Source organism: Sabulibacter ruber, assembly GCF_017355955.1.
Classification (GTDB): Bacteria; Bacteroidota; Bacteroidia; order Cytophagales; family Hymenobacteraceae; genus Nibribacter; species Nibribacter ruber_A.
Window position 1 is genome coordinate 288,778 of sequence record NZ_JAFFID010000002.1, and the last position, 13,242, is coordinate 302,019.

Sequence of the window (13,242 nt, forward strand, 5' to 3'; positions counted from 1 at the left end):
TCTTCCTTAATTAAAATCCAATACTAACCCCAACATTCAATCCCATTGGCATTGGCAGGTTACCATAGTCAAATCCGTAACCGCCGCTACCACCCGTTGCCAAACTAGTGGCACTTCCTACTGGATCAAGGCCTGAATAATTTGTAATTAGGAACAGGTCTGTACCTGTCACAAAGACGCTGGCAGATTTAGCCACCTTGGTGCGCTGTAATAATGAAGTTGGCAAGGTGTAACGCAAGGTCACATCTCTTAAGCGAAGCCAGTTAACGTCTTTCTCTATGTAATCAATCTCACCAGAAGTGGCAGAGTAGAAGCTGGCATCCCAGGCTGGGTTGATCACAATATTGTTTCTGGTAGGATTAGCTGTATTTTCTAGGCCATCGGCCAAAACGCCTTCATAAACTCTTGGCTGGTAACGGTCTAAAGTTCTAAGACTCAAGCCGCGTACAGTTAAGAAGTGCTCAGTGGCGTTGAACACATCACCACCTTTTCTGATCTCAAATAAGAAATCCAGGGAAAGGTTTTTGTAAGCAAGCCTATTGCTGATACCCATGGTAAAGTCTGGAGTTCTGTCTCCAACTACCACCCATTCAGATGTATTTCTAAGCGGATAACCAGAAGAAGGGTTAATCAGGATTTCACCATTTTGATTTCTCTGGTAATCATATCCGGTAAAGGAGTTCACCGGGCCGCCTACTCTTGCACCATTTCTAATGTTGTTATACAACCAGGTATCAGAGTTGTAGTACTCAGGGATAGAAGAAGGCAGTTTAGACAACTTAGAATAGTTGTGGCTAAAGTTCCAGTTCAAATCCCAGGTGAAGTCGTTAATCACAAGAGGAGTGGAGTTGATCTGGAATTCAAAACCACCGGTTTCAATTTCACCTGCGTTGAAGGTTTTCAGCACGAAGCCTGTACCATAGCTCAAGCGCATGTTTCTTACTATCTGGTCTTTTGAAACTTTGTTGAAGTAAGCAAAGTCAATACCTAAGCGGTCATTGAAGAATTTCAATTCTGCTCCTACTTCATAAGAGGTAGTCATTTCTGGCTTCAATTCTTCTGCTGCACCAGTAAAGGCATACCCGAAACCACCACCAGTTGTAGTTCTGGCTTCTAACCAGGGACGCAATGAATAAGGATCTGCATCTTTACCTACCTGAGCGGCAGAAGCTCTCAACTTACCAAATGAAAGCACGTTCTTGATACTGGCAAACGGTGTAAGTTCAGTAAAGACAAAGCTTACCCCAGCCGATGGATAAAAGAAAGATCTGTTCTGCACAGGAAGGGTAGAACTCCAGTCATTTCTACCGGTAAAGTTCAGGTAAAGAAGACCGTTATAACCTAACGTAAGGTCAGCAAAAGCACCTACTAAACGTCTTTGAGATAGTCTGTTTCTTCCTCTATGGGTAATAGGGTCTGTGTTCTCAATAGAGAAAAGACCTGGAGCCATGAACTTAGTACCATTCACTGCCTGTGAATAATAGTTCTGGTCATTGACAGCGCTACCTAATCTGAAAGTGGTAGAAAGTTTATCAGACATGAATGCCTTGGTCAATTCAGCATAATACTGAATGTTGATGTTCCGGCTGGTGTTCAAGCTTTGGTCGAAGATACCACCAGTGGAACCTGACATTCTTGATTGCGGGTGGCGAACCAGTCTTATTTGTTGGGAGAAATAGTCAAAACCTACATTACCAACAAATTTTAACCAGGGAGCAGGGTCAATGACAATTTTAGCATTTGTAACATAGCTGTCTCTGTCATTGTCATTAACGTTCATGTTTACGTTAAAGAACGGGTTCTCCAATTCAGAAGTGGTAGTGGCGGCAGAGAAGAACCTTCTGTTACCAGCCTCATCCAAGTAGATTCTTGCATCATCATCTGATGGCCATGCTAAAAGGCCAAGCATAGGACCACCATTCACGTTGAATACAGATTGGACATTTGATTTTGTGTATGCAAATGACACATCTGTTGAAATGTACTTGTTCAGTTTTGAGGTTACGGCAGAAGTAATATTGAATCTCTGCTGTCCTGCATTAGGAATGAAAGATCCAACATCCATGTAAGAAGCGGCAACCCGGTAAGTTGATGCTTCGGAGCCACCAGAAACGGATAAGTTGTGTCTTTGGGTTGTGCTGGTCTGAAAGAAGTTTCTTACGTTGTCATAAATCTGCGTTCCTTCTGGGTACGCTTCACCAAAGTAAGTAGTAATAGTGCTTCCTTCGTCTGTTACCCCTTGAACTCCTCTTCCATAGATAGTTTGTTTTTCAGGGAACCTCACAATACGATCCATCCGGAAGCTGTTGCTGTAGCTAATTTGAGCAGCTCCGGCTTTACCTCTTTTAGTAGTGATTACAATAGCTCCCGAGGCAGCATCAATACCATAACGGGCCGAGGCTTCTGGTCCTTTCAGTACAGTGATGGTCTCAATGTCTTCAGGGTTGATGTCAGCGATTCTGTTTCCAAAATCAACTCCTCTGTTCTCAAGTTGGTTTGCACCGGCAAAATTGCCAGAGCTGAAGGTATTATTGCTTACAGGTAAACCGTCAATCACAAACAGTGGCTGGTTGCTACCGCTCAAAGAACTCACCCCCCTAATTGTGATAGAAGACGAGGCACCTGGCAAACCTGAAGTTGCCTGTACATCTACCCCAGCCACACGGCCGGCTAAAGCATTCACAAAGTTTTCCCGCTGGGTTTGGGCTACCTCGGCTCCTTTTACCTCAGTGATGGCATATCCTAAGGCAGCTTTCTTTTCCTCAATACCCAAGGCAGTAACCACAACTTCATCTAAAGCTTTAGAATCTGTTCTTAGCGCTACATCAATGGTATTGCTTTCACCAACGGTGCGTTCTGAGGAGATGGTACCAATAAAGCTGTACACCAGCACGCCTCCTACAGGAGCCTGGATGGAGTAACGCCCATCACCATCTGTAGAAGCCCCTACAGTGGTACCTTTTAAAACCACGCTCACACCAGGCATGGCAGAGCCGTCTTCGGAAGAGGTGACCCTTCCGGTAATGGTCTTGCTTTGGGCAAAACCTGCCTGAGCAATACAAATGCTCAGCGCAAATAACATTAACCGTAAGATTATTTTCATAAAAAAGGATTTAGGAGTACTGATTGTTTTTGTTGTTGATCTGCAATCATTTTAGAGTAGATAAGGGGTTAGTTCATAGGCCTATGTTAAGAGGTATTTATGGGGTGGCAAATTTATCGCAAAGTTGAGCAACTTGGTACGCGAAATTATAGATTTATTAAAAAAGCTTCCTTTTTTTGGCTTAGTTTTATTTTTTTAACTAAAAACCAAGAACAATACCTGCTTTTTTTGAAAAACTCTGTAAGAAAGGTGCACAAAAGGGAAAATCTCAAAAAAAGAAGAAGTTTTCTGGAGTTTGAAAGATGGCAGAAAAGATATTGAAGCTTTGAGAGTTACGCAAGAATTAACAACAATTATTTAATATCATTCTTGATTAACTTAAATAAATTAAAAACTATATCCATTTTGATGGTTTTCACTCATGTACAAACGATGAAGTTCTCCCGGTTTCCTCCCGAAAAGTAAGCTAGAAACACTGGCAACATCCTTAAGAAAACAATAACTTGGCTACTGCTACTGAAAGCTTGTCACAAGTAACTCACCCACAACCCTACCTACAGTAAACATGGTCTCCCCAACTACTTCAAGCCAAAAAGAAAGAGTCTTGCAGGACTCTGAAATGAAGCCCATTCAACAAAGGCTCAAGTCCCTGGATGTTTTCAGAGGTATCACGGTGCTGACCATGATTTTGGTGAACAATCCAGGAAACTGGGGAAAAATCTATGCGCCATTAAAACATGCTACCTGGCACGGGTGTACTCCTACAGATTTAGTATTTCCCTTCTTCCTGTTCATAGTAGGGGTTTCCATTGTGTATGCCTTGTCTGGCACAAAGCAAATCCCAGAGAAACATACAGCTACTATCTTCAGAATCATTCGGCGGGGGCTTACCTTGTTCGCTTTAGGGCTGTTTTTAGCCTTGTTTCCCAAATTTGAGTTTGATACAGTGCGTATTCCCGGGGTACTGCAGCGTATTGGGGTGGTGTTTATCATTGCCGGTATTATCTTCCTGAAAACCGAACGTCGCACCCAAATCCTGATCATCTGCGCCTTACTGGTGGGCTATTGGGCAATCATGATGTTTGCTCCGGTGCCAGGGGTAGGAGTTGCCAATCTGCAGCCTACCACTAACCTGGCAGCATGGATTGACAATACCTTGTTGCCCGGTCATCTCTGGAAATCCTCCAAAGTCTGGGACCCCGAAGGAATCTTAAGCACTCTTCCGGCGGTAGTGACTGGCCTGCTTGGGGTACTCACCGGGCAGTGGTTAAAGAAGAAAGACGAACCCGGCAATAAGATAGCCTGGCTGATGGTGTGGGGCGTGATCTGTACCTGTTTGGGTCTGGTGTGGGACCTTCATTTCCCCATCAACAAAAGTTTATGGACTAGTTCCTTTGTGTTGTACACGGGAGGTTTGGCAATGCTGGGCTTGGGATTATGCTATTGGATAATTGACGTGAAAGGCTATCAGAAATACACCACTCCCTTTCTGGTATATGGAGTGAATGCAATCACAGTCTTCTTCCTGTCAGGCATAATCCCAAGAATTATGAGCATGATTAAGGTAGATACGCCCGCCGGCGAAGTAGACAGCAAAACTTATCTGTATGAAACTTTCTATACCCCACATTTAAGCCCTTATAATGCCTCGCTCGCTTGGGCACTCACCTGGATTCTGTTCTGGATGATCATTCTCTACTTTATGTATAGAAAGAACATTATCATCAAAGTGTAATCCTTTTTGATTGAAGTTCATAGAAGCAGAAGGCCACTTGTAAGGTGGCCTTCTGCTTTTTGCAGTTAGTAAAAACAACAAGGTTGAGGTTTGGTGACAGAAACTTTACAGCGGTAACTTGGCACTTGTAGACTCGGCATACCGTAAACACCACACATGGAAAAACAAAGGCCTAACTTTATACGGACTCGCCTCAACAGCTTTGGGTTTGCGTTGCAAGGCATTGCTGCGGCATTTAAGTCAGAGATAAACCTGCGGTGGCACGTGTTATCTGCCGGGCTGGTGGTGGCCATGGGGTTTTACTTCGGGCTTTCTGTGTTGGAGTGGGTGGTGATTTGCTTTTCGATTGGCTTGGTCTGGATGGCCGAGCTCTTTAACACGGCTCTGGAGGTGGTAGTAAACCTGGTCTCGCCGGGCAGGCACCCGTTGGCCGGCAAGGCGAAGGACATTGCTGCCGGAGCTGTACTAATTGCTTCCATCACTGCCGCTATTGCCGGAGTCCTAGTGTTCTTTCCTTATTTGATGGCCTTGTTCCAAAAGTAAAATAAACATTAGAACTGAACGGCGCGTTTACTACATTTGCCCGAATCTGAAAGGCACAGGCCTATTCTGTAGACTAAATTACCTGACCCATGACTTCAAATGACGTTCTAAAAAACCTGACCGAGTATAATGTATGGGCGAACTGGCGCGTACTAAAGAGCTTTGACCGTATTGGCGGAGAACTTCCTGATTATGCTCAATTGATGTTCAGCCACGTCCTAAATGCTCAGGCTATCTGGATTGCCCGTATCACGGGTACCAAAAGCCCGGTTACCGTTCTGCAAAGACATACGCTGGAAGAACTGCACCGCCTGCATGAGCAAACCTCGCCTAAATTGGTAGAGTTGTACGCCAACGCAGATGAAGCGGAACTTGACCGTACCATTGAGTACACCAACACCCAAGGCAAGGCTTACTCCACCAAAGTACGTGATATCTTAACCCACGCCATTAACCACGCAACCTACCACCGCGGACAAGTGGCCCGGGAACTGCGCCTGGCGGGCCATGAGCCGATCAACTCAGACTACGTGACCTATGTGCGTATTCAGTACGGGCAGGATCTGGAGATCTAATCTGTTTTTATTTTGAGGCCGTTTTCCTGAAATCAGCTTTAAAACATCCGCTATATAAAAGAGAAAGGGGAAGCCGAAACAGCTTCCCCTTTCTCTTTTTAGTATGTGAAAGTTAATCTAAGTCCACGGCTGGTACTTGCGTGATCTGGTCATTGGTGACTACAACGTTGGTGATCTCTTTGTTCTGGAAAGGAGCCACCGTGCTGAACTGCACTTTGTATGTCCCGGCCGGTACGCCTTTGATAAGGTAATTCCCGGTTTCATCGGCGAAGCCGCCTATCGTATCATTCGCGGCGGAGATTACCAGAATGCCCGGCTTAGCTTCGGCGGGAGTTACTGTTCCCCTGATGCCTCCGGCTACGGCCTGCGTTATGGTTCTGATCACCGGCTTGAGGTTGTACTGCCCGCTGTTACCACGTGGAACAATTGACTTGGCGGCATCAAAGTCCAGGAGCAGGACATACGTTACGTCTGACTTCAGGTCTGCATTTATCTGCAATTTCAACCCAGAGGTTTGGCCGCTTGGGGTAGTCAGCGGTCGGGCCGTTGTCTCACCTTTCAACTTCAAGGAATTGTTGTTGCCCAGTACCAACCTGATCTGCGAGATGCGGCCCGCTGGTAGGGTGGAGGAGGCCAGTAAGGTATCCCGGCCGTTGGCGAAATCCAGCAGGTTGTACACGCCCGGCGAAATGTGGTCCAGGGTGATCCAGCCGTTGTCATCATCGGTGGCTTCCCGCAGGATTTGCACCGAGCGGATGTCTACGTTTACTTCTTCGTAATCGCCGGGAGCATCGGTTAAGCGAACTTCCATGTGCGCTGACCCAGCCGGATCACTTTCATCTGAACAAGAGGCAAACCCGATGGCTGCCGTCCACAGCATGGCAAAAAAGAATCTCTTTCTCATGTAAAAAGGTAAGGTGGATAAATGGCTGTTTCTGTAGCAGGTCCTTGTACACGGCACCCAGAAAGTAGTACCACCTAAAACAGAAAAGTTTGTTTCAGACCTGCTTTCAGAAAAACAGGCCTAAAACAAACTTTATGCCACCCGGGGGATTATTGCTTCTTGGAAGTATCGGCTGGAGCGGCGGCGGCAGGCTTTCTTGGGCTTAACAATTTGTTTAACCGCGACTTAGCTTCTTCTTTTAGTTTTTGCTCTGCTTCCTGGCGTTTCTTCTCCAACTCTTGACGCGCCTTCAGTTCAGCTTCCTGCTGTCTTCTGGCTAGCTCCACTTTAAGGCTGTCTTTGTTAGTGGGCACATTCACGTTCAGCTTTTCTTTCACGCCTTCCAGTTTAGAGGTTACTACCTGTTTCACCAGGGTAGAAGCCTCGGCTTTAAGGCTGCTGCCTTTCAATGCTACCGCCGGATCATTGAAGGGACCGCTCACGCCTAATTGCAGGGTTACCCGCTCTAAACTATTCAGGTTTTGCACACCCGTAAGGCTGGTGATTTTACCGGCCAGGGCATTTCCTACCTTGCCAGAAGGTACATCCATGGCCACTACGTAGTCTACTTTTCCACTGAGGTTGTTGGTGCCACCCACGGTCATTTTGATGTCGCCCACAGAGAAATCAAACGGTTTCACCACCAGGTTTCCACCAACAATCTCCGCGGCGAAGCCCCGGTTTTTCAACGTAAAATTCTGCACTTCTTTCAAATTCGTTACCTGGCTGATTTTGGCCAAAGCTTTCACGTTGGTAACCACCGCCTCTACTACTTCCACCATTCCTTTTCCGGTAAGCGAGTTCAACACAGGCATCATGTCGCTGCCCAGTTCTCCGTTGATATTGAACTTAGTGGAAAACTCGCCTTTCAGCAGTTTGGCGATTGGAGCCAGATATTGGATGGTATTAAAAGAATTGAAAGACTGTTGAAAATCCAGGTTCTTGATGTCCAGCCCGAAGGAGAATTTAGGGTGGATAAGGTCTCTGGAGTCATACGAACCGGTGGTGGAAAACTGACCACCCAAGGTATTAAAAGATACATCTTCCAGTCTGGCAATCTGATCTTTAAGCGTCACTTTACCTTTCAGGTTTTGCAGCTTAAGGTTATCATATACCACGGTTCCAGCCTGAGTTGTCAACACCATGTCTAAGTTAGCCGGCACCTGCACAACCCCTTGTGCTTCCTGCGTAGAAGCCGGAACTGCTTGCCCGGTGTGCTCGTCTACCATCCACTCGTTCACGTTGAAGTTGTTAGACCTTAACGTGAAGTTCCCGCGCAGAGGCTGGTTCTCTGAGAACAGATAACCCATGTAGTTAGAAACGGTTCCGTCCATCTGCACATCGCTCTTGCCTAAGTAACCATTCAACTGCTGAAGGGCCACCTGCTCATTGTTGAAAGTAGCCTTAGCCGAGTTGATGCGCATACCCTGGGGCAGATCGGTACTCTTGTAGTTCAGTTGCGCTATTTGTACTGCCCCGCTGGCCTGCACATTTCCGTAACGGCCCGCATCCACATCGGTCATCTTTCCTTTGGCCTGAATGTTCCCGTTCAAGCGGCCGCTAAGGGTAGTGCCTTCAATGGGGAAGATCTTGGTGAGTTTGGTCAAATCCAGCACGCCTTTGATGTCGGCATCGAACTGAGGCTGGGCCAGGTTCTTCACGAACACACGTCCTTCCAGCGGTTCACGGTCCAGCAGCATTCTAAAGCGGGAAATCTGGATATCGGTGTCGGCGGCGTTCCCGGTGCGGTTTGTCACCGTGGAGGCGACCGTTACTTGCTCCAGCGCAGCAGGGAACTCAGAAGATTTCACGTAGCCATTGGTGAGGTTGAGCACGGCAGTAACTACGGGCATGTGGTTTTCAAAGTAAACGCCTTTGGCCTGGGCATTCACATCCAGCAAGCCGCGCAGCGTGGTACCTTCTACCGGGAACACCTTGGTCACTTCAGCTAAGTCTAGCTTGGCTTTCAGGTTTCCGTCAATCTTCATGGGTTCCAGGCCATCTATCAGCACCCGGCCATCTACGGGGTTCTTGCCTAGGTCCAGGTGCAGTTTGCGCACGTCCACTAAGGTGTGGTCTACATTGCCATCGGTGTTTTTCACGCTCATGTCAATGTTGATGTTCTTGGCGGCCTGCGGAAGGTCTGGGTATTGGAAGGTACCGTTGTCCACTTTCAGGTCTACCCCAAAGCCCGGCATAGAAGTCTCGTTGAAGATCCCTTTCACGTAACCGTTAAAGGCTACTTTGCCATCGGTCTTCACGTCTTTAAACTTATCGGTATACACGCCAGGCACCAGAGAGAAGATGGTTTTGAAATCGGTCTCCAGGGCTTTGAAGGTGAGGTCCAGATTGATGTCATCTGAGGGCATAGCAATGGAACCGGCCATCCCCATTACAAAATCATTTACCTTAAAGTTGTTGTCTTTGAAAGTGTATTTGGCATTTGCCAGGTCCATGGCCATGGTCACATCGGCATCCAGGGTTTTGTTCTCGATGTAGTTCACGCCACCATAGGTCATGGTGAAGCGCTCGGCCTGGGTTTTGGTTTCCATATCGAACACATCCTTGGCCAGGTCGCCGCTGCCGGTATGCTGTACATTGTAGGCGTTCACCCCAAACGGGATGCTCAGGTCCTGGTAGACAATCTGCCCGTTGTTGATCTTCCATTCGTCAATGCCCATCTTGAAATCAGTGGTGTCCTGCGCTTCCGGGGCGGTAGTGGTGTCTGGAATGAAGATGTCCCAGTTGGCTTTTCCGCTCTTCAGCACCAGCAGCTTAATACGGGGTTGGTCCATCTGCACTGATTTGATCTCCATCTGGTCACCGGTGATTACGCTCATCAGGTCCAGGCCCAGGCTGAAATCAGGCAGGTAGGCCAGGGTATCGCGCTGGAAAGAATCCTTCCCCACAATGGTGAGCTCCTTCACGCTTAAGCCAAGATCCGGAAATGTGCGAAAAAGAGACAGACTTACGTTATCTGTTTCGTATAAGACGCGGGCGTTGATACTTTTGGCAATTTCTTTATCTAGCCGCTCTTTGATTTTATCTTTGAAGAAGACTGGGATTAGAGCAGCAGCGGCTAGCAATACTACTATAAATATTGCCAGACCTATAAATACTTTCCTCATATTGGTGATGATGTGTTTTCAGCTTGTAAGTTTAGGTATTTTCAAATGAATATACTCTCTTGTAGAGTACCGCAATTAATATGCCGCCTATTCAGCTCAACCCTTGTAGGTAAACGCTGGCTTTTTGGGGCCGGTGCATTCTTGCTTTTTGTCCCTTTTACAGGATTTGCCCAGGAAACAGGCAGCACCATGCCGTATGCGCACCGTCTCTTTCTTAACCCCGCATTTACCGGTTTATTGTCTGATTACAGTGTGACCCTTGGGCATAGGTCTCAATGGACGGGTGTACAAAACGGATTCAGTACCCAATGGGGAAGCGGCGAGTACCGGTTTAGGGAAAACAAGAATGCCCTAGGTGCTACCCTCTTAAATGACAAAGCCCCAGCCGGTGGTTACCAGAAATTACAGGTAGGGGCGCTTTACGCCTATCATACCAAACTAAGAGAAAAACTGGATCTAAGCGCCGGAATACAGGTTGGCTACGGCTCGCAGAAACCTTCTGCCTACGGGTTGGTATTTGAGGACCAGTTAGGCTCAGATGGATTGGTGAACAACCCAACCGCAGAGACTTTCAATTTGGATAAAACCTCTTATGTAACTGTGTCTGCAGGCTTGATGCTTTTCACTTCACAATTCTGGCTGGGTGTGTCAGGACATCATTTAAATAGTCCAACCGTGGGGGAGGTGGCTTCCAGTACTGTGTCTCCAGGCTTTCAATTACAGACCGGATATAAGTTTTACGTGAGAAGCCATTTTGATAAAAATCACTTTGAAGAAATCAGCTTTATTCCAACTCTTTCGTATACGCATCAACGCACCTTTAACCGCTTAGATGCAACTATTTACGCAAACATTACTCCCGTTACCATGGGTCTTGGAATGACAATGCTACCGGGCACAAAAAATACGCCACTGGCAAGTACTATTCAGGGGATAGTTGGCGTTACGCATAAAGGATTTAAAGTAGGTTACGGGTACCGGCATCCGCTGGCATCTAATCCGGTTGCTTTGGGTCCTTCGCACGAGTTGGTTCTTTCCTTTGAGAAAGTGGATTACTTGAAGATTTTCAAAAGGTCAGGCTACGACAAAAAATACAATCGGATTGCTTGCCCTGCGTTTTAATTTTCTATATTATTGCGTGTTAAAAGCCACATTTGTCCAAAAGAATACAATTTTACTAGGTATTTACCGATTTTATGAAACTGTCTAAACATTTACTGTACGTGTTGGCCGCAGGAGCAATTGTTTTCTCCTCCTGCTCCAAGAACAAACGTCCCACTAGTCAAGACCCCGGGAAGAATAGTACTGCCACTGGGATTGCCTATGATGATGAAGAAGGAGGCTTTGCTGTAGCGGACTATTCTGACGTACCTGAAGGACCCGGCCTGGTATTCATTGAAGGGGGTAGAACAACCCTTGGTTCTTCTGAAGAAGATGTGGCAATGACCCGTGACAACATTGAGCGTACCGTAACGGTGGCGTCTTTCTACATGGATGAAGCTGAGGTGGCCAACATTCACTGGCTGGAGTACCTGCACTACATCCGGAAAGACTCTTCTGAAGAAATCTACGCTAAGGCGTTGCCAGATACTACCGTTTGGGAGCGTGAATTATCTTTCAACGACCCTTACGTAAACTACTATTTGCGCTACCCAGGTTTCCGTTACTACCCAGTGGTAGGGGTGAGCTGGTTACAGGCGCAGGATTATTGTACCTGGAGAACTGCTATGGTAAACAAAAACCTGGCGGCTAACTATGACGGAGATCTTCCGGAAGGCACAACTCCTCCTATTGAGTCTGGCGCTATTCTTCCCAACTACCGTCTCCCCACAGAGGCTGAGTGGGAATACGCTGCCCAGGCTTTGATTGGAACGCAGTTGAGCGAAGAAGAAAACCAAACCAACAAGCGTATCTACCCATGGGATGGTCACCAGGTGCGTAACCCATACGGCAAAGGCCAAGGCCAGTTCCTGGCTAACTTCAAGCGTGGCCGCGGTGACTATGCCGGTATTGCTGGTTCTTTGAACGACGGTGCGATGATCACAGAGTACGTGTACGCTTATCCGCCAAATGATTTCGGTCTGTACAACATGGCTGGTAACGTGAACGAGTGGGTGCAAGACGTATACCGTCCGCTTTCCTTCCAGGACGTGGAAGACCTGAACCCAGTTCGTAGAAATGGGGTAATGGATGACACTACCAACTATGACGTAGCTGGCTTCCAGTCTCTGATCACCAACACCGTTCGCGTGTACAAAGGTGGTTCCTGGAAAGACGTAGCGTACTGGTTGTCTCCAGGTACCCGTCGTTACATGGAGCAGGATTCTGCTACTTCAACCATCGGTTTCCGTTGCGCCATGATCAACACTGGTTCCAACAAATAAGAATTTACATCTTAAGGATAAAACAAAGAAGGCCGGTTTACACCGGCCTTCTTTGTTTTATGTACCTATTATAATGTGTAGGCAATAGAAGCAACACTTACCGCCCGGGCGCCATTCTTGAGCAGCAGATCAGCACAGGCCTCCAGCGTGGCACCGGTGGTAATTACATCGTCTACCAGCAGCACATGCTTACCCGCTATTTCCTTCACCTGACCGATTGCATACAATTGCTTCATGGCCTCCCAGCGGGCCTGTCGGTTCTTGGTGGTTTGGGTGCCCTGGCTTTTGTTCTTCTGCAAGGCTTCGGTAGACAAAGGAACAGTTAACGCCTCAGCAATGGCTCGGGCAAACCCTTCTACCTGGTTGTAGCCTCTTTGCCTGAGTTTACTTCGGTGCAAAGGAACGGGCACTACCACTTCTACTTCCTGAAAAGCTTCCTGGCTTTTGAGAGAATTGCCAAACCATCGGCCTAAGGTTTCACCTACCTCTTCCTGTCCTTTGTATTTGAGTTGGTGCAGGAGACGCTGCACGCGTCCTTTCTCCTGGAACTTGAGGTACGCCACCGCTAGTTGTACCGGAACCCGGCCCCAGAAAACCCGATGCAAAGGGTTGTCAGTAGGGGAGAGGTGGAAATTGGTATAGGGTAGTTTGATGCGGCAATGACTGCAGATGACCTCTTCGCCTATGGCTAGTTCGCCGGCACAGGCCCGGCATTCCTCCGGAAATAGCAAGGCCAGGAAGTCATGGTAGAGCATCCGGAACTCTGTCTGCAGCTGCAACATAAATACTTGCCGTTTATTTGATGTAACTTTGCATACGGGCTAACATCAC

Annotated in this window: 9 protein-coding genes; 5 read left to right on the plus strand and 4 right to left on the minus strand. The window is 47.3% G+C overall.

The window, feature by feature from the left end; genetic code table 11:
- Positions 1–10 precede the first annotated feature (10 nt).
- Positions 11–3,103, minus strand: coding sequence for a SusC/RagA family TonB-linked outer membrane protein (locus JT719_RS12590; RefSeq protein WP_207433695.1), 3,093 nt, complete (start codon positions 3,101–3,103; stop codon positions 11–13).
- A gap of 604 nt (positions 3,104–3,707) precedes the next feature.
- Here JT719_RS12590 and JT719_RS12595 point away from each other — a divergent pair.
- From JT719_RS12595 to JT719_RS12605, 3 genes are all read left to right on the plus strand, one after another.
- Positions 3,708–4,838: an acyltransferase family protein gene (locus tag JT719_RS12595; protein ID WP_341350762.1), complete on the plus strand. Its 1,131-nt coding sequence runs from the start codon at positions 3,708–3,710 to the stop codon at positions 4,836–4,838.
- Between the two features lie 156 nt (positions 4,839–4,994).
- Complete coding sequence (locus tag JT719_RS12600; protein WP_207433696.1) at positions 4,995–5,381, plus strand: diacylglycerol kinase family protein; 387 nt, start codon at positions 4,995–4,997, stop codon at positions 5,379–5,381.
- Positions 5,382–5,470: 89 nt separating this feature from the next.
- Positions 5,471–5,956 carry a DinB family protein gene (locus JT719_RS12605; RefSeq protein ID WP_207433697.1) on the plus strand — a complete coding sequence of 162 codons (486 nt, stop codon included), beginning with the start codon at positions 5,471–5,473 and terminating at the stop codon, positions 5,954–5,956.
- 112 nt (positions 5,957–6,068) lie between these two features.
- Here the strand turns inward: JT719_RS12605 and JT719_RS12610 are convergent, their stop codons facing one another.
- On the minus strand, positions 6,069–6,860 hold the full coding sequence (locus tag JT719_RS12610) for a DUF4382 domain-containing protein (RefSeq protein ID WP_242693233.1): 792 nt from the start codon (positions 6,858–6,860) through the stop codon (positions 6,069–6,071).
- 149 nt (positions 6,861–7,009) lie between these two features.
- On the minus strand, positions 7,010–10,027 hold the full coding sequence (locus JT719_RS12615; RefSeq protein WP_207433698.1) for an AsmA family protein: 3,018 nt from the start codon (positions 10,025–10,027) through the stop codon (positions 7,010–7,012).
- A gap of 45 nt (positions 10,028–10,072) precedes the next feature.
- Here JT719_RS12615 and JT719_RS12620 point away from each other — a divergent pair, with 45 nt between their 5' ends.
- Both JT719_RS12620 and gldJ read left to right on the plus strand, forming a co-directional pair.
- Positions 10,073–11,149 carry a PorP/SprF family type IX secretion system membrane protein gene (locus JT719_RS12620; protein WP_207433699.1) on the plus strand — a complete coding sequence of 359 codons (1,077 nt, stop codon included), beginning with the start codon at positions 10,073–10,075 and terminating at the stop codon, positions 11,147–11,149.
- A gap of 74 nt (positions 11,150–11,223) precedes the next feature.
- Positions 11,224–12,411, plus strand: coding sequence for a gliding motility lipoprotein GldJ (gene gldJ / locus JT719_RS12625; RefSeq protein ID WP_207433700.1), 1,188 nt, complete (start codon positions 11,224–11,226; stop codon positions 12,409–12,411).
- Positions 12,412–12,479: 68 nt separating this feature from the next.
- On the opposite strand, the gene JT719_RS12630 is transcribed toward gldJ, so the two are convergent.
- Positions 12,480–13,193, minus strand: a complete 714-nt coding sequence (locus JT719_RS12630; protein WP_242693234.1) for a ComF family protein — start codon at positions 13,191–13,193, stop codon at positions 12,480–12,482.
- Positions 13,194–13,242 lie beyond the last annotated feature (49 nt).

Bases quoted from the DNA above. Each gene is read 5' to 3' on its own strand.
- JT719_RS12605 (WP_207433697.1), top strand. From the start codon at position 5,471: ATGACTTCAAATGACGTTCTAAAAAACCTGACCGAGTATAATGTATGG.
- JT719_RS12630 (WP_242693234.1), bottom strand. From the start codon at position 13,193: ATGTTGCAGCTGCAGACAGAGTTCCGGATGCTCTACCATGACTTCCTG.
- JT719_RS12620 (WP_207433699.1), top strand. From the start codon at position 10,073: ATGAATATACTCTCTTGTAGAGTACCGCAATTAATATGCCGCCTATTC.
- gldJ (WP_207433700.1), top strand. From the start codon at position 11,224: ATGAAACTGTCTAAACATTTACTGTACGTGTTGGCCGCAGGAGCAATT.
- JT719_RS12590 (WP_207433695.1), bottom strand. From the start codon at position 3,103: ATGAAAATAATCTTACGGTTAATGTTATTTGCGCTGAGCATTTGTATT.
- JT719_RS12600 (WP_207433696.1), top strand. From the start codon at position 4,995: ATGGAAAAACAAAGGCCTAACTTTATACGGACTCGCCTCAACAGCTTT.
- JT719_RS12610 (WP_242693233.1), bottom strand. From the start codon at position 6,860: ATGAGAAAGAGATTCTTTTTTGCCATGCTGTGGACGGCAGCCATCGGG.
- JT719_RS12615 (WP_207433698.1), bottom strand. From the start codon at position 10,027: ATGAGGAAAGTATTTATAGGTCTGGCAATATTTATAGTAGTATTGCTA.